Below are 15154 nucleotides of genomic sequence, written 5' to 3'. Positions count from 1 at the left end.
AGTCACCCTCGAGGTTGCGAAAGAGAAGGTGCAAGCGGTGCCCACGGGCGAGCTGCACCATCAAGAATGGCCAGCAGCCGGGATGGTGCATTTCTTCTGCGTACTCTTCGACATCAGCGGGATCGACGTCGAAGGCCGTGGCGGCCGTGAGGGAACCACCGAACGAGAGCAGGAAAGCCGGCCAGAACAAGTCGTCATCCGGCTGCGGTCCGAGTTCGCTCAGCACGGCTTCATCGGCCGGCGGCTGAAAGCTGCTCAGGTAACGCCGTAGAAACACTGCGACAGTCTCCCAGGCGCGTCCTACGACGCCTGGACATATCTCAACTCTCCGCTGGGCTCTTCGTGGAGTACCTCGGTTCCACGGAGAGCGGCACCGGCGTCACGATGGTCCACGCCGGAGATGCCGATCCCCTGTCCGATCGCCTGTGGCACGGACATCCTAAAAAAGGGGCACTACGAGCTACCTGTCCACATGCTCAGCCGGGCATAACATAACCGCGCCTTTCCAGGAGTGCGGCGGACGGGGGTGAGTCACCCGCGTCCGCCGCACTTGCCTCACTGTTGCAGCAGGCTGTACGGGTCGTTGTAATACGCACGGGGGTCCGCGGTGAGACCGGCCTTTGCGACACGGGACCACTCGTCGGCTAGCACCTCCCAGTCGCCGGCTTCGAGGCCGTCCAGTCCCGCCTTCACGATCACCGCGGGATCAGCCTTCGGAACGTCGTAGCCGGCCGTCATGTCAGTGTCGGCAGCCCCCAGGTGCAGGCCGGTGACCTGCGTCCCCTGCCCGGCCAGTTCGAGACGCACGCTATTGGTGAGGCTCCACTCGGCCGATTTCGAAGCCGCGTACCCGCCGGAACCCTGAAATCCGATCCAGGACAGCACCGAGAGCACGTTGAGAATCGCGCCGCCGGCCAGCTGCGGCGCGAACGCCCGGATCACGGAGAGGGTTCCCCAGAAGTTGGCGTCCATCTCTCGGTGGAGCACGTCGAGGTCACCCGCGACGAGGTCGGTGCCGAAGGCCACCCCGGCATTGTTCACGAGTATGTTGACGTCGCCGGCAGCCACCGAGGCTGCGGCCACCGAGGCCGCGTCGGTGATGTCCAGGGGTAGAACCTCTACTCCGGGAATGTTGACGAGTTCGGGTCGGCGGGCCGTGGCGTACACCTTCGCGGCGCCACGCTCGAGCAGTTGGATGGCGAACTGGCGGCCTAGTCCGCGGTTTGCGCCGGTAACCAGGGCAATCGCTCCAGAAATGTGCATGCCGGTACGCTAGAAGTTGACACCAGTGACAATAGCAAAGAAATGTGGCGGTGGTCACTTTGCGTATCGGAGAACTGGCTGCCCGCGTAGGCGTAAGCACACGCTCCCTGCGGTACTACGAGCAACAACGGCTGCTACCCGCCGAGCGCAGCTCAACAGGTCAGCGCCGCTATTCCGAGATGGCCGTCGAGCGGGTCAAGCTCATCCAGCAGCTGTTCGCCGCGAACCTGTCCAGCCGGACCATCGCCGAGTTGCTGCCCTGTCCCCGTGCAGGTATCACCCCGCTCGTCGCAAAAACGCGGCTGGCCGCCGAGCGCGAACGCATCGACGCGCAGATCGCCGAACTGGCGAAGGCCCGCATTCAGCTGACCGAGGTGATCGCCCACATCGACCAACCGATGAACGACTGCAACTGACTGAGCTGACCCAGATTCAGTTTTGGCGCAAATCCTCGCGAACGAGGCGAGGCCTTCTGCCGTGCATCACTGGCGCATCTCGATCGGTCCTGCCCGCAACCACCGTAGGAAGATGAGCCCGTGGCAGCAGCGGGTCTTCCGCTGGCACTTTCGCATCGACCGGCGCCACGGCGCCACGGCGCCACGGCGGCATCGACAACTGGCAACGGGGAACCGCCAGGGCCTGGTGGCGACGATACTGGCGGGAGGCGGGACATGTCCGACGAACTGACCTACGCCGGGACGGCCGACAGCGCAACCCGGGCGGCCGCCGCCCTGGGCTTGTCGATCGCCTTCGACGAACGCGACGAGACCTTGTACGCCCGCATCACCCCGCCCGGCGGCCTGCCCGGCGAGGTCGGCTTCTCCACCCACGGCACCGGCGCCTACCTGGTCGACTTCGACGAGGGCCGCTGGAGCTGGCAACTCACGGCGTACGACCGGGCCGACCAGCTCGAAGCCGTGACGCAGATCCTCAAGGTGGCGAACGCCTACCTGCACGGCGAGGGCCACGAGGAGAACGAGAAGCGCCGCTGGCGATCGGACCGCAAGGTCCTAATCCTCACAGTGGACAACGAGAAGATCATTCTGCACTGATTTCGGGGCCGGCCGGCCGTGACTCATGGCCGACCGGCACCACCGGCAGGCGGTTGAACACCGACCGCCCCTCCGCCGTAACGTCAGCAGGCGGATCGACGGCAAGCACCAGCACCGGCGTCGTCCCGGACCTCGAACGTGGCACTTCTGGGCGAAACAACTTCAGGCATCGGCAAGTACGCCAGTCCCCAGCACCGCGACCATCCCTGCCGCCGGCCGGCACGGCCGTCGCTGCCCACGCTCACCCCGGCTTCCAGGATCGAATCGGCAAACTCCGTCGCATGCGACCTGCCACCACGCTCAGTGCGGCAACCCCCGGCGATAGATGCCTCCCCTGGACCCCGAAGCCGTTAAGAGCCTGCCACGTAGCAGCGCTCGCGCTCCTGCGCCCACAGCTCGTCGTCGCTCAGTGCGTCGTACTCGGGCCGCATCTTTCGCGCCAGACCGTAGGAGCCGGAACTCGGTCGGCCAGAGCTGCTGGAGACGACGAGGGCACTCCATAGTGGTTCGCCCCTGTCGAATGCTCGACGGCAGACCTTGTCGAGCGGCTGACTCAGGAAATCCGGCCGGGTATCCACCCGCTTGGCGAGAGGATCGTAGCCGATCAATCCCTTTGCTGTGGCGACGCCGAACAGAATATCCGCGATGCGGTCGACGCGGTCGACCTCGAACATCTCAGGCATCCGGTCAAGATAGAACGGCCGATCTCGCAACGGGTCGTCTGATCCGCCACACTTTCCGCGTTCTCGGCCGTTCGACGAGTCCTCATCTGGCCGCCGACATGGCGCGGCAGCGACCGTGCGCGTCTGTCGTCGGTGGAGTGCAAGAAGGTCAGCTCGATTAGCAGTAGCTCGGCGACCAGCATGATCATCGAGAGAATCGGAGACTCGGTGCAGAGCACGGCCGGGATCGTCGGGCAAGAGGTCGACCGGAAGCCGCAGAAGACCGAGACCGGTCCGGCGCCTGCTTGGGCCAGCTCCGACCGCCCCCCTGCCCAGACGGCCAACGTCTCGAAGGGCCGCGAAGTCGCCTTCGTCCACTCGGTGCTTGGGCTAGCGGTGAATGTGACAAAAGAGCCGCTTGACTGGGGCGGCGGGCACCATATGAACATTCGGTCGGCGTTGCCGAACGACGACGGTCATGACTGCCGGCCGGGAGCCGTACCGGGCACCTGTACTGGGTCAAGCGGATCTGGACACCGGTGTCACCAGGATGGAGCAGTTGCGTCGCCAACGGCCGCCTCATCACTATCGGGCCGCCCGAGACCGCCACGAGCCGTCGCCTGATCGCCCTCGACCCGGCATGCGCTGCACGAGTATCCGCGGCGCATTCATCTGCCGCGATCCGAGCGCGGGCATAGGGACTCTGCGGCCTGCGGCGACCCGCGCCTGCTTCGCGAACCCGCAGATGTGGCGCGATGTTCTCGTCTTGCGCAACCTTTGGGACCAGCTGGAAAGTTAGTCGGTATGGCCGTTCGATTGTCCGCCGTGGAGACGGTTGTCTCGCCCTCCTTCCGTACCTTCTGGCTGCATGCGCGAGCCGACGGGTACCTCGCCGATATGCAGGCGGCCGGCCAGATGGCCGACGCCGACGACGTCGGTTTCGCCGGTTCGGCGGTGGCCGTGCGCACGGTGGCCGATCCGGGCAGCGTACGCGCCGCGGTCGAGATCTGGTCGCGTCGGCCGCTGCTCACCGGCGACGAGGCGCCGTTCGACTATGCGGTGGAGGGTGAGATCGACCTGAGCACCGGGCAATGGTGCATCGACGAGTCGCAGGACTCGGCGGTCCAGGCCGGGATGCCGCTGCCTTCTGGGGCCGGGGAGTATGGCGTCCGGGTCACCGCCTATCACGAGCCGGGCGAACAGTACCGCCTGCAGATCTGGCCATCGGGGCGACGCCGTTGACGGCGCCGCCCCACGAAGGCGTTGAAAGATCGGTCCCCCGCTGTCCCGGGCTGACCGCGAAGCGGCTGGGCCGCGGACCCACGCTGCTGGCTGTCCGGGCCGGTTGATCAGCGGCAAAGCCGCCGGTCCCGCCCGGCCTGCTGACCCGACCCGGCCCGGTGCGCTGTCCGGGCCGGGCCGGGCCGGGCGGTCAGCGGTCGACGCGGACCAGGAACTGGTCTTGGTCGAGGACGCGGTTCGTCTTGTAGAAATTGTTTTCCAACAGATCCCGGCCGACGTGGACGTTGTCGTTGCCGTCGATCACCCGCACCGAATAACGCTGCAGGTCGCTGGGATTCGGGGCGCCGGTCGCGGCGCCCTGGTAGGTGCTGGCGAATGGGTATTCGTCGCACTGCTGGACCGAGCCGTCGTAATCACCCCAGACGTTCTTGCACATCGCGATGGACTTGGTCCGGTTGGATTCCTTCAACTGGCCGTCCGGGGTGTAGAGGCGGGTCAGCGGTTCCGTCTTGCCCGGCACGCTCTTGCCCACCCAGCTCGGGAAGGTGCGTTCTGGGTGCTCCTGCGCGTCCAGGATGTGCCGGGCGCTCTCGTCCTGCGTCGGATCGTTGAGGTCCACCGGGAACACCATCTGGTAGTCGGTGAACACCGCGCCCCGCGACGCACCGACGTAGGTGGCCGAGTCGTATCGCGACCGTGAGGTGCTGGAGTCGAACGGCGGGTCGAAGACAAAGTCGGGCTGCGGGCTGTGCGCCCACAACCGCAGGTAGAGCGTCTGCGGCACCCGCTGCTCGCCACCACCAGCCACCTCCGGCGAGGTGAAGCTGACCGACCAGTCGTCCTGCAGCCTCCATGCCGTGACCGGCGCGTCCCGCCCGGTCAGCAGCGGGCAGTCGACCTGGGGCGAGGAGCATCCGGCGAAGTTGACCTGTATCTGCAGGGTCTCCAGGATCAAATTCGGCGCGGCGGTCTTCTTGATGTCGTCGACGTACACGACGTAGCGGATCTCCCGGGACCCGTTACTGCCGTACCCCAGCATGGTTATCTTGGAGGTGACGTCGCCGACCGGTACGCCGTTGAGCAGAACCAAGATGATCCAGGTACGGCGGGTGCATTGCGAGAAACGGTCACGGAACCAGCCGGACTCGTCGAGCGCGGCGTCCTGGCCCTCGCACTGTTGCTTGAACGCCTCGTCCTCCGGGGTGTCGCGACGCTGCGGGGCCGATTGCTGCGGCGCCGGCGGGGTGGAGCTCTGGCGACTCTTCCCGGGCACGTAGGTAGCTGTCGACCGCACCACTCCCCGCTCCGGGGAGGCCGGCTCGGCGTCGGCCGGCAGGGCTGGGACGGACAACGCCGCCGCTGCGGTCAGCACGACGATCACGGCTCGGAACAATCGCATCAGCGGTTCCCCCTTCACTGCGCGGCCGGGCAGTCGCGGCCCAGGCAGGCGTAGACGAGCGCCCCTGTGGCGCCGTCGAGGACGGTCAGATGGCCCTGGTAGACGCGGTCCTTGCCGGCGCTGAGCCCGTGCACCTCACCGTTGCCGGTGACCACGGTGACCGGCGCGGTGGTGGCGAGCGTCGCGGGCAGCTTCGCGCGTAACGCGGAGGGAAGATCAGAAGCTCGATTTGCGGCTGAGGAAATCTTCGTACGGTCGGTGAGCCGCAGCCGAGTCGCCACCCTTTCCTTGGCCTGTCCGCCGGTGATCCGCCCGGCCGTGGCATCGCCGACCGCAGCCGCCGCCGCGTTGCAAACCAGGCGCGCGTCCACACAGGCCCGTAGTCCCGGCACCTGATCGAAGCAGGGCGACTCGCCCTGGGCCACACAGGCACGCAGTTTTGCCTGATCGACGCCGTTGAGGACGTCCGGAGCGGAGGACGGCACCGGGGCGGCAACCGCCGGCGCCTTGGCCAGACTGGTGTTCGGCTTGGACACCCGCATGTACTGCACCTCGTTGCCGGTCACACCGAGCGATGTCGTCAGGCACCACGGGGCGACATTGATCTCATCCCAGAGCGGGTCAACGTCGGTCGGCAGCGCGCCGCAGGTCTTCGGCTCGGAGCGGCTGACCTGGCCGGTGCCGGGTTTGAAATAGATTCCGTTGCCGTTCTGCATCTGGAGCCGGTTCTCGAACGCGGCGGGGAACGAGACCGTGTTCGGGTTCTGCACGGTCGTCATCGCGAACGCGTCGCGATACCGGCCACCCTCCTGCAGCCGGGTAGTGCCGACCGGGTTGTAGTCATAGAGCACGTCGTACTGCCCGCTCCCGCCCGAGGTGGTGACCAGCACATAGTGGTGCTGACGGTCGTCGGGCAGCGTGCCGTATGGCGTGTTCGTGATCGGATGGGTCTCCTCGGTGTCGTTTCCCCACTCCGTCCAGTACGGCAGGTAGCCCTGCGTGCCGGCCTCCGGGTCGAACGACGCCATCAGGCCGAACTCGACCCCGTCGTCGGAATGCGGTGAAGCACTCGCCGGGTGCACCGATAGACATCCGCCTCGCCATCGAGGACGATGCTCAGTGCGTCACCGTGACCACGGCCGGCGCCGTGGACGCGGACACCGCCGGTTGGTCCGGCCTGGCCCGGTTGGAGCGGCGCGCGCGAGTGCTCAACGGCGAGCTGTCCGTCAGTGGCGCCGACGGCTCGCGTGTGACGTTCGCCCGCATTCCCCTTGCTGGCTCGTCAGCTGGAAACCCGCCGATGATCGACGCTGGACCGGCGAGTCGGCGGCCTGGCACGGCGGCACTGCGCTGGATGCTCGGACCGGCGCTCGCGGTGCTCGGTATGCTCCTCGCCTTCCACACCTGGGCCCACGTACGCAACGGTGGTCGAACCGGACCGGTTCGAGAGCCTGGCGGTTGGACAGCCGGTCGCATCCGTGCAAGACCTACCGCGGCGGCAGGCCCCGATCCGCCTCATCCCGACCGGGCCGGTCGCCGCAACCTGGCATTGTCGCTACTTCACCGACGGCAACCTTCGGACGATCCTGACGAGCGACCGCGCGGTGCAGATCGTGGGCGAGGCGATCGACGGGAACCAAGCGGTCGAACAGGTGGGGCGCTGCGTACCGGATGTCGTCCTGCTCGACATCCGTATGCCCGGTGGTGACGGACTCACGGCAGCGGCCGAGATTCGTCGAAGGTGGCCGGGCCAGCGCCTTATCCTGCTCACGACCTTCGGAGAAAGCGAATACGTCCGCCGCGCTGTGAGTCTGGGCGTCAACGGGTTCCTTCTGAAAGCAGGAGATCCGCGCGACCTGCTCGCTGGTCTTCGGGCGGTCATGGCGGGCGGGGCGTGCCTCGCCTGCCGTGGCTGCCATGGTCATCGGCGACGCCCGCTCGGCCGCCGGTGAGCGCGCAACTGTCAATACCATCGGGCAAACGCTCGCAAGCTTGCCCCCCAGAGAACGCGACGTGCTTCACCTGGTCGCCGAAGGGCGGTCCAACGCGGAGATCGGGGAGGCGCTGCACCTCAGCGAAGCTACCGTGAAGGGCTATCTGACATCCGCCTTCGTACGGCTCGGCGTGCGCAATCGGGTAGAGGCGGCCCTGCTCGTCTGGAAAGCCAGGTGAGGCGACGGCCCAGCGCCGTCGATGACGACGGCGCCGCGGCCAACCAGGTCGGCCCGCGAAGCGGTACTCGGCACCGCGCCGGGCCAGCGCCGGTTCAATGGACTCTTCCGCCGGGTGCCGGGCCGACTCATCGGCAGAACAGTCATGGCAACCCCTGGTGACGCAGACGGCGACCGGGCTCCGACGAATGTGACAAAAGAACCGCTTGACTGGGGCGGCGGGCACCATTTGAACATTTGGCCGACGCCTGCACGACCGGGTCGGTGCTGGTTCCCCTGCGGCAGGCCGCGCGGAACGAGTGCAGGGTGACGTCGTACCTGATTGCTGTTCATGTCTGAGTTGGGCCTTCGGATGGGCCGTAGCCAGACCGGCCCAGGGCAAGCGACAGGATGTGCCGCAGAAGACCGAATCAAGGCCGCCGGCCAAGAGTTGTCACGTGCTGTGGCCGACCTCTTGCGCGATCGGCGACCGGATCTAGCCGATGAGAGAGCGCCACGAGTCGCAAAAATGAGGGTTGCTCTCGTCTTAGCTATGGGCGGCCGGTGCGCCGCCTTGGGAAATGCCATGAGGTCGCTGCGCGCAACCTGTAGCTTCGATGCCGTGCGGGACTGGATGCGTGAGCGTGAGCGCCTTCTCAAGCGCGCCGAAGGCAACTTCGAGCGCTCCCTCGAGCTCATGCGCAGCCGAGACCCGCAGCTCAAGGAAGATGGTTTCAGCCTTCTCGGGCCGTTGGCCTGTGCGCACGTGGAAGACCTCATGGCCGAGTATCGGCATCCCGATACCATTGACCGCTATTGGCTCCTTGAGCTGATCGCCGACTCCGCCTCCGACCAGGCTTTTGAACTGCTGGTCGAGGCGCTGGACCACGAGCGCGAGGATTTCCGGTGGCGTGCTGCGCGCGCGCTGCAAAACCTCAAAGAGGGGCGTCGGCTGCTCGTCGAGCGCGGGCTCCTGCGGGATGGACGGCTCGTGATGGACCGTGAGGGCTGGTAGCCAGCTTCTACAGGCCCGCGCATGCGACCGGTTTGGTCTTCTTCGCCAACTCGTACTCCTCCGTGACGGGTCGGCTCCCATGCCTCGTGCGGAGATATCGACCAGTTAGTTCTGTGCTCCGTCCGCCTATGTCTTGGCTTTGCAGGGCTGACGGCGATGCAGTCCGCTCCAGGCGGCCCCGCGCATGGTCAGTGCACGGATCTGCGGTCCGCGCTGAGATTGGCGTCGTGCGGAGGATGCTGGCTTGCTGTCGCGACCTCAAGACACGTCGGGTGGTCTTCCCGATCTACGATGCCTCCGTGACGTACGTCAGTGAGATGCGCGCGTTCGTGGGGCACCGGCCGATGCTACTCGCCGCGGCCGGCATCGTCGTCGTGGATGATGAGGGCCGCTGGTTGCTCCAGCGGCGCGTCGACGACGGCCTCTGGGGCCTCATCGGTGGCGTTGTGGAGCTCGGCGAGTCCTTCGAAGACGCCGCCCGTCGCGAGCTCTTCGACGAGAGCGGCCTGACCGCCGGGTCGCTCCGGCAGCTCGACGTGTATTCGGGTCCGGACTTCCGACTCACCTATCCCAACGGAGACCAGGCGTACGTCGTTGGCGTGACGTTCTTGGCCGGCAGTGTGGTCGGTATTGCTGTGCCCGACGGCGAGGAGGGGTTCGAACTGGGCTGGTTCGACCCGGACCATCTGCCCGTTCTCAGCGGATACAACGCTCTGCTGACGACTCGAGCCCTGGCGGCACTCGCGAGACCCAGGAAATGAGCTCACGCCCCGGCAACCGACATCCTCATTGCCGCGATCCGGTCGCTACGCCGCGTGGCGGTGCGTCGTGGCAGCCGGCTCACGGACATGCCGAGTTGAGTGCATCTACGCGGCTGACAAGATAACTGCCGCAGCCTCCACCCGGGGCTTTTCACGCCCCGCCGAACAGTCGAGGGATATGGGATGTCCGGACATCTTCGCGCCGACGATGTCAGTGTCGCCGCCCGGAAGGACTTGGCGAAAAAGGTCTGCGCGGCGCTTGGCTATGCCGGTGTCCGCGTCCTCGCCGGTGACCGACTGCCGGTGGAGGGCGGCGCGCTAGTCGAGGTCGACGCGGCCAACGACGAGGCCGGAGGTGTTTACGTCAACTGGGAACCGTCGCCCGAACTTTCGAAGACTGTCCGGGACAGCCTGATGGCCGGGCACCGACATGGTCCGGTGTTCGATCTCTACGGCTCGATCTCACTGTCCATGCGTAACGCACTGACGGAGGTACTTCGGCACTCAGGTTTCCGGGTCGACCCGGTCGATGACGCCGGCGGGGAACCGACAATTCTCGTGCTCGGGTTGAACAGTGAGATGCAAGATCCCCTGGCCTGAACCGACCTCGACCCAAGCGACGTGATCAGCGGCCAACATCCGGATTTGCCGCGATGCCGTCGCAACGCAGCGTCACGGTGCGCAGTGACGGCTGGCTCACGGACAGCCGATGAGCGCGCGGTGGATCAAGCAGGCCGGATATCGAGAAGGTGCGGCGAAGGGAACGTGTTTGGATTCGTCTCCCCGACGCCGACCCACTCGATGCCGCCGAGGATCTCACCTCGCTCGAGATCTTCGATCGTGTACAGGAACAGCCCGTCGTAAGAGTCCGTGACGTCCGCATTGACTCGTACGTTCATCCCGAAAACGCGACCATGCTGGAAGTCGACGGATGGGCAGCCACAGCCGCACGTGTCGACGACAACCACCTCCGACGCCTGGCACAGCAAGGCTTCGGCGCCCTCGATGTCGACGGATAGCAGTGCATCAAGCACCGCACGCTCCCGCTCAGTCAACTGCCTTGCGCGCATGCTGATCATGGTCTCATCGACGCAACGGATCCAGCATCCGATATTGCCGGCCGATCGTGCGCACCCACCAGCGGCGGCCCGTCACGCTCCGTGGTTGTCAGCGTCCCCCAGTTGACGTGCTGAACTGCCGATGAACGGATGGCTCGGTCCATCCTGCAAGTCATGATTGTCGACTGTCACGCAGGACTGAGCGGCGAATTCCATCCCCGTTAGGTGCCGCACCCGCGGCTCCGAAAGGGGGAACTATGTCTCGCACGGACAGAGACGGTCCGCATCACCCGCGAACTGGCCTGCGACTGCTCGTCGGTGGCGGTGGCCCGCCTCGCTGGTTCATCCAACATGTCTGGACCAGTCGAGAGCGGCAGGCAGCCCATGTCGCATGCCGAAATGCCATCAAGGAGCACCGCGGCGACGGAAGCGTCGACACGATCCCCACCATCCAGCAGCATCGCCACAACGCCCAGTGGCTCTGGTGGTGATCCCAAGTCCGGATCTGCCGCCGATAGTGCTCGGCGTACGAGTGCGCTTGCCTTCGCGTTCGTCAGCTCATCGATCGAGGTGGTCACGTGGCGGCGGCACGGAGGTCTGCAGTTGGGCGACTGCGATCGGTGTGGGTCACGCCATCTGGCAACCGGTGTGGTCGTCGGGCCGCACCGTCTCCGCTTGGCCGAGCTGGACGTCGAACGAACTATGCGAGTACCAGCTGTCCGAGTTCTTGGGTGCAGCGGGTGAGTGCGACGTAGAGGCCGTTCCAGCCGCGTGGTTCGGCGGTGATGCCCTCGGGGTCGACGAGGAGTGTCGCGTCCCATTCGAGGCCCTTGGACTGGGCCGCGGACAGCACCGGCACGTCGTCATCCAGTGCGGCCTGCAATTCGGCGATACGGCCGGCCGGGGTGATGACGCCGACCGTGCCGCCGTACCACCGTTCGCGCAGCTGCCGTACAGCTTCGGCGGCGGCGTCGCCGAGCTCGGCGGGCGTGACGGGGCGCACCCAGGGAGCGATGCCGGAGGCGCGTACGGCCCGCGGTGGCGCGTTGTGCCACGCTGATCCCGGGCAGCAGGGTGTCGCAGGTCGCCGCGACGACCGCGGTCTCGCCGAGCGCGGGCAGCACCTGGCCGATGTATTCGAGGAACCGCGGGGAGGGGCCGAGGACCAGGACAGCTTGGTCGGCCATCGTCTGGTGGGCGAAGAGCAGGTAGGAGACGCGGTGCAGCGCCACCACGGTCTTGCCGGTGCCGGGACCGCCCTGCACGATCAGTGGGCCGGTCGCCTCGGCCCGGATGATGTCGTCCTGTTCGCGCTGCAGCGTGGAGATCGCCGTGGACATGCGGCCGGTGCGCCGCTCGTCCAGTGCGGCCAGGAGGGCGCCTTCGCCGACGAGATCCGTCGTGATGGTCCCGTCGAGCGGCTCGTCGTCCACGCCGACGACGGCCGATCCCGTCGTGCGGATGTGCCGGCGCCGGGCCAGACCTTGAGGGTCGACGGCCGTCGCGGTGTAGAACGGCCGGGCCGCGGGAGCGCGCCAGTCCACCAGCAGCGGCTCGTCGTCCTCGTCGTCGCGGAGGCCGACCCGGCCGATGTGCCGCACGGTGCCATCGACGCCGTCGATGCGGCCGAAGACCAGCCCCTCGGTTGCCCGGAGCAGCTCCTCGTACTGCTGGCGGAGCATGCGCAGCCGCGCCCGCTCCAACGCGTCCAGAGCTTCCACCGAGAGCTCGGCCTGCAGGTGGTCGGCAAGCTTGTCGCGCCGGACCGTGGCCTGGTCGAGAAACACCTGTTCCTCGCCGATCGCGGCGACGGCCGTGCGGCTGTCCAGAGCAGAATTCCGGCGCATTCGCGAATCCTCGTATCGGGATCGGATCGTAGGTATTTCGGCGGCCAGCATAGGGGCAGTTTCTCCTGGCCGCCCGGGCTCGCTGCCGGCGGAGACAAGAGTCTCATCGCCTTGCAGTCCGGACCCGATCGTGGCCTCGCCCAATGGTGATTCACTTCCCGGCCGTACGGCGGGTGTACTGAACGGCTACCCCGATCGAGCGGCCGTTGTGGCCACTCGAACGATCTACTAATTACGTCAATCGCATGCGGAAACTTGAGCGTCAGTCGCTATTGACGGCGACCGACAGGAAGGAAGTCCCATGAGCGCGCCTGAGCACTGGTGGAGTGTGAGTAAGAGTTAAGGATCGAGATCATCTCAATGGCTACGTACCCGGTCCGACGCCCAATTAGAATGGCAATCTGCCTTCGACGCACGGCGCGACAATGACGACCGTGAGGCATTTCTGACCCGACGTCCATGGCGTGCGCCCGCCCGCATCTGCTCGACTTCGTGCAGCATCTCTCCGCGACCCGCGAACCAGCCAATACGTATCGGCGCGCACATTTGCCTCATGCACTCGGCCCTGCCGTGCGCTCCGGCGGTGCCGGACCTGCCGCCCGGCCGGCTCCAGTTGCTCATCGCCCGGGAGCTGCACCGGCTCGCCACGCGCCGCGACCGAGGACTTGTGACGCAGGCGGGCGATGGCCGCATCGCGCGATCGGCGGTCTGCGTCCGCTGACGTCTCTCCTACGCGCCCCGCACACGGTGGTTGCCGGCAGGCGCAAGGCTGTGGCTGACGTCAAGCCATGCGCGCCTCACACGATGAAGAAGCCCGGTGCACTGCCGCGATCCGCTGTTTTCGGGAGGGTTGACGTTGGCGTCACCCGTCGGCGACCAGGACCTGGACGGAGTTGAGGTCGCGGTGGGCGGCGTGGACGCGATCCACGCGACGGCCTGCGCCGGGTCGTTCTTGAAGGCATCCAGGCGGATAGCGGAGGAATCTGCCTGTGGGTCTCCGCTCTCGGATGGCAACTGCGGCAGCAACGACGTCGCGAGCTAGGACCTCGGTGCCGAATCCGCCCGGGGCAACCCGTCCTGGCGTAACGCCTCCTCGTCGTCGGCGGTGAACCATTCGATGGCCTCGATCGGCGGACTGACACGGTCGACTTCGGGGGTGGACCGGGTCAGCCGTGCCGGTCAGCAAAGCGGTCGCGACCGGGAGCATCGGCTTCAGAGCGTCGCCCAGCCTGTCAATGTCGGAGGGATGCGTCGACGGGGATCGGCCGTCGCCGGCCAGGATGGTGTGCAGAGCGTCGAGCACCGCCTGGGGGTTGCCGGTCAGTCGCAATACGGCCAGGGCGGCTCGAAGGTCACCGGTCCGCGCATTCGCCTCCCAATGGCGGACGGCTCGGGGATCGTCATGGCCCAGCGCGAGAAGGGTTTCGGCAATGCGTGGACCGGCGTGGTCGAAGGCGGCCAGCAGATCCGGAAGCAGAGGTTCGGCGTTCGCGCCCCAATGGCTCACCGATCCGGCCAGGGTTTCGGCGGTTGCTGGATCGGTCTTCAAACGGGCCTGAATCGCGTTCAACACCGCTGGCGTGAATCGGACCGCTCCGGACGAGAAACGGGGCTGGTGGCCGCGGGTGGCGGCTTCGCACACCGGGCTCACCCAGCGAGGGTCGCCGAGCCGGTGGAGGGTCTCGACCGCTCGGTATTCGACGGTGAAGCCTCGGTTTCCGGCTGTTTCCGGGAAACGGGCCGCGACGGCGGCCACCGCGTTGGCGAACTGTGCGGCTGCGGCACCCGCGCGACGCAAGACGTTCATGGCCGCCTCGTGAACGGCGGGATCCGGGTCGTCCAGGAGCGGCGTGATCAGAGGCACGAAGATCGGTGGTGCTGAACGCAGAGCGTCGCACCGGGCGCTCAAGGCCCAGAGCCCAGCCGTACGGGTTCTCGCCGCGTCAGACCGCAGCATGTGCTCGATAAGTGCGCGCGCCAGCGGGGTCGATGCCGAGACGGCGACCTCCACCGGCCACTCCGGACCCCGTACCCAGGGGTGCGCGATGGACGCGCCGATGTCGATCGCGGAGACCAGGGCGGGAACCGTGCCCGCCGGCCAGTCGAACCCCGCGCGGAGTAGTGCCACGGCGGAGGCGACACGTACGCGAGGTTCGCCTCGGACGGCGCTTTCTTCGAGCGGTTGCCGGGCGGCGGCGGGAGAGGTCTCGGCCAACGCCAAGGCCAGCGACGCCCGTACGGCCGGGTCGTTCTCCACTGGCCAGCGCCGCCACAGCACGTCGGGGGTCACACCCGCGGTCGCCGTGGCGTAGGCCGCCGCTGCGCGGACCGAAGGCTCGGGGTCGTCGAGCAGGCCGGCCAGGAGCCCAGACTGGGCTGCGACTGCGGAACGGACGTCGGCGAACTCGTCGCCGTACGCGTGGTGGTCGTCGGCCAGCATGCCCAGCATCAGGGCGAATTCGTGGCGGCGGCGGGGCGCGTGGGCGGCGAACTCGGCGAGGAAGGGCACCGCGGCCACCGTAGCCGGGTAAACCGTGCCCTGGTGGAAGAGGCTGCCGTGCAGGTCGGAGATCGCCTTGGCGGCTGTCGCGCCGTCTTCGGAGGCTGCCCGGCGGAGCAAATCGGGCGTGTCTTGGGCGCTGCCGTAGGCGTGGGACAGGTCTTTCCAGACGATCTCGTCGAGGCCGTTGAGCACGGGGGCAGCC

The 15154-nt window shown here is 67.1% G+C and carries 18 protein-coding genes; 10 read left to right on the top strand and 8 right to left on the bottom strand.

The annotated features are described in order from the left end of the window. Nucleotides 1-37: 37 nt before the first annotated feature. Complete coding sequence (locus tag EER30_RS40510) at nt 38-271, top strand: hypothetical protein (RefSeq protein WP_127507097.1); 234 nt, start codon at nt 38-40, stop codon at nt 269-271. 284 nt (nt 272-555) lie between these two features. On the opposite strand, the gene EER30_RS40505 is transcribed toward EER30_RS40510, so the two are convergent. Next, entirely contained in the window at nt 556-1263 is a 708-nt protein-coding gene (locus EER30_RS40505; protein ID WP_127507095.1) for an SDR family oxidoreductase, read from the bottom strand. 59 nt (nt 1264-1322) lie between these two features. Here EER30_RS40505 and EER30_RS40500 point away from each other — a divergent pair, with 59 nt between their 5' ends. Together EER30_RS40500 and EER30_RS40495 are read left to right on the top strand one after the other, a co-directional pair. Next, nucleotides 1323-1679 carry a MerR family transcriptional regulator gene (locus EER30_RS40500; protein WP_127507172.1) on the top strand — a complete coding sequence of 119 codons (357 nt, stop codon included), beginning with the start codon at nt 1323-1325 and terminating at the stop codon, nt 1677-1679. Nucleotides 1680-1934: 255 nt separating this feature from the next. Beyond that, on the top strand, nt 1935-2315 hold the full coding sequence (locus tag EER30_RS40495; RefSeq protein ID WP_127507093.1) for a hypothetical protein: 381 nt from the start codon (nt 1935-1937) through the stop codon (nt 2313-2315). A 350-nt stretch (nt 2316-2665) separates the two neighbouring features. On the opposite strand, the gene EER30_RS40490 is transcribed toward EER30_RS40495, so the two are convergent. Then, complete coding sequence (locus EER30_RS40490; RefSeq protein ID WP_127507091.1) at nt 2666-2998, bottom strand: hypothetical protein; 333 nt, start codon at nt 2996-2998, stop codon at nt 2666-2668. 804 nt (nt 2999-3802) lie between these two features. On the opposite strand from EER30_RS40490, the gene EER30_RS40485 reads away from it, so the two are divergent. Further along, the gene (locus tag EER30_RS40485; protein ID WP_127507089.1) at nt 3803-4219 is read left to right on the top strand and encodes a hypothetical protein; all 417 of its coding nucleotides are present in this window, start codon (nt 3803-3805) and stop codon (nt 4217-4219) included. A gap of 190 nt (nt 4220-4409) precedes the next feature. Here EER30_RS40485 and EER30_RS40480 read toward each other — a convergent pair whose 3' ends face one another. Next, entirely contained in the window at nt 4410-5618 is a 1209-nt protein-coding gene (locus tag EER30_RS40480) for a NucA/NucB deoxyribonuclease domain-containing protein (protein ID WP_127507087.1), read from the bottom strand. A gap of 14 nt (nt 5619-5632) precedes the next feature. Continuing rightward, nucleotides 5633-6700: a hypothetical protein gene (locus EER30_RS40475; RefSeq protein WP_127507086.1), complete on the bottom strand. Its 1068-nt coding sequence runs from the start codon at nt 6698-6700 to the stop codon at nt 5633-5635. A 342-nt stretch (nt 6701-7042) separates the two neighbouring features. Between EER30_RS40475 and EER30_RS49115 the strand changes: the two genes are divergently transcribed. From EER30_RS49115 to EER30_RS40455, 5 genes are all read left to right on the top strand, one after another. After that, nucleotides 7043-7570: a response regulator gene (locus EER30_RS49115; protein WP_240670617.1), complete on the top strand. Its 528-nt coding sequence runs from the start codon at nt 7043-7045 to the stop codon at nt 7568-7570. Continuing rightward, a complete protein-coding gene (locus EER30_RS49110; protein ID WP_240670616.1) occupies nt 7536-7790 on the top strand; it encodes a response regulator transcription factor in 255 nt (84 codons plus the stop codon). The genes EER30_RS49115 and EER30_RS49110 overlap by 35 nt, the downstream gene beginning before the upstream one ends. 600 nt (nt 7791-8390) lie before the next feature. Further along, nucleotides 8391-8783, top strand: a complete 393-nt coding sequence (locus EER30_RS40465; RefSeq protein WP_240670615.1) for a HEAT repeat domain-containing protein — start codon at nt 8391-8393, stop codon at nt 8781-8783. A gap of 236 nt (nt 8784-9019) precedes the next feature. Continuing rightward, nucleotides 9020-9544 (top strand): NUDIX hydrolase, encoded by a 525-nt coding sequence (locus EER30_RS40460; RefSeq protein ID WP_240670619.1) that lies wholly within the window; start codon nt 9020-9022, stop codon nt 9542-9544. Between the two features lie 234 nt (nt 9545-9778). Beyond that, nucleotides 9779-10144 carry a hypothetical protein gene (locus EER30_RS40455; RefSeq protein WP_127507082.1) on the top strand — a complete coding sequence of 122 codons (366 nt, stop codon included), beginning with the start codon at nt 9779-9781 and terminating at the stop codon, nt 10142-10144. Nucleotides 10145-10269: 125 nt separating this feature from the next. Here the strand turns inward: EER30_RS40455 and EER30_RS40450 are convergent, their stop codons facing one another. The 3 genes from EER30_RS40450 to EER30_RS40445 form a co-directional block, all read right to left on the bottom strand. Further along, nucleotides 10270-10614 (bottom strand): hypothetical protein, encoded by a 345-nt coding sequence (locus tag EER30_RS40450; RefSeq protein WP_127507080.1) that lies wholly within the window; start codon nt 10612-10614, stop codon nt 10270-10272. 688 nt (nt 10615-11302) lie between these two features. Beyond that, nucleotides 11303-11461, bottom strand: coding sequence for an ATP-binding domain-containing protein (locus EER30_RS49105; RefSeq protein WP_240670614.1), 159 nt, complete (start codon nt 11459-11461; stop codon nt 11303-11305). Between the two features lie 4 nt (nt 11462-11465). Next, a complete protein-coding gene (locus EER30_RS40445) occupies nt 11466-12449 on the bottom strand; it encodes a UvrD-helicase domain-containing protein (protein ID WP_240670613.1) in 984 nt (327 codons plus the stop codon). Nucleotides 12450-13002: 553 nt separating this feature from the next. Between EER30_RS40445 and EER30_RS47630 the strand changes: the two genes are divergently transcribed. Next, nucleotides 13003-13170: a hypothetical protein gene (locus EER30_RS47630; protein WP_164842665.1), complete on the top strand. Its 168-nt coding sequence runs from the start codon at nt 13003-13005 to the stop codon at nt 13168-13170. Nucleotides 13171-13311: 141 nt separating this feature from the next. Here the strand turns inward: EER30_RS47630 and EER30_RS40440 are convergent, their stop codons facing one another. Continuing rightward, complete coding sequence (locus EER30_RS40440; RefSeq protein ID WP_127507078.1) at nt 13312-15144, bottom strand: HEAT repeat domain-containing protein; 1833 nt, start codon at nt 15142-15144, stop codon at nt 13312-13314. Nucleotides 15145-15154 lie beyond the last annotated feature (10 nt).

Source organism: Actinoplanes solisilvae (genome assembly GCF_003999975.1).
Lineage (GTDB): Bacteria > Actinomycetota > Actinomycetes > Mycobacteriales > Micromonosporaceae > Actinoplanes > Actinoplanes solisilvae.
Note: the sequence above shows the minus strand (reverse complement) of the source record. Positions and strands in the feature narration are given on the sequence as shown.

Excerpts from the sequence above, each read along its gene's own strand:
- EER30_RS40505 (WP_127507095.1), bottom strand. The coding sequence starts at position 1,263 with ATGCACATTTCTGGAGCGATTGCCCTGGTTACCGGCGCAAACCGCGGA.
- EER30_RS40495 (WP_127507093.1), top strand. The coding sequence starts at position 1,935 with ATGTCCGACGAACTGACCTACGCCGGGACGGCCGACAGCGCAACCCGG.
- EER30_RS40490 (WP_127507091.1), bottom strand. The coding sequence starts at position 2,998 with ATGCCTGAGATGTTCGAGGTCGACCGCGTCGACCGCATCGCGGATATT.
- EER30_RS40480 (WP_127507087.1), bottom strand. The coding sequence starts at position 5,618 with ATGCGATTGTTCCGAGCCGTGATCGTCGTGCTGACCGCAGCGGCGGCG.
- EER30_RS49110 (WP_240670616.1), top strand. The coding sequence starts at position 7,536 with ATGGTCATCGGCGACGCCCGCTCGGCCGCCGGTGAGCGCGCAACTGTC.
- EER30_RS40460 (WP_240670619.1), top strand. The coding sequence starts at position 9,020 with ATGCTGGCTTGCTGTCGCGACCTCAAGACACGTCGGGTGGTCTTCCCG.
- EER30_RS40450 (WP_127507080.1), bottom strand. The coding sequence starts at position 10,614 with ATGCGCGCAAGGCAGTTGACTGAGCGGGAGCGTGCGGTGCTTGATGCA.
- EER30_RS40445 (WP_240670613.1), bottom strand. The coding sequence starts at position 12,449 with ATGCGCCGGAATTCTGCTCTGGACAGCCGCACGGCCGTCGCCGCGATC.
- EER30_RS47630 (WP_164842665.1), top strand. The coding sequence starts at position 13,003 with ATGCACTCGGCCCTGCCGTGCGCTCCGGCGGTGCCGGACCTGCCGCCC.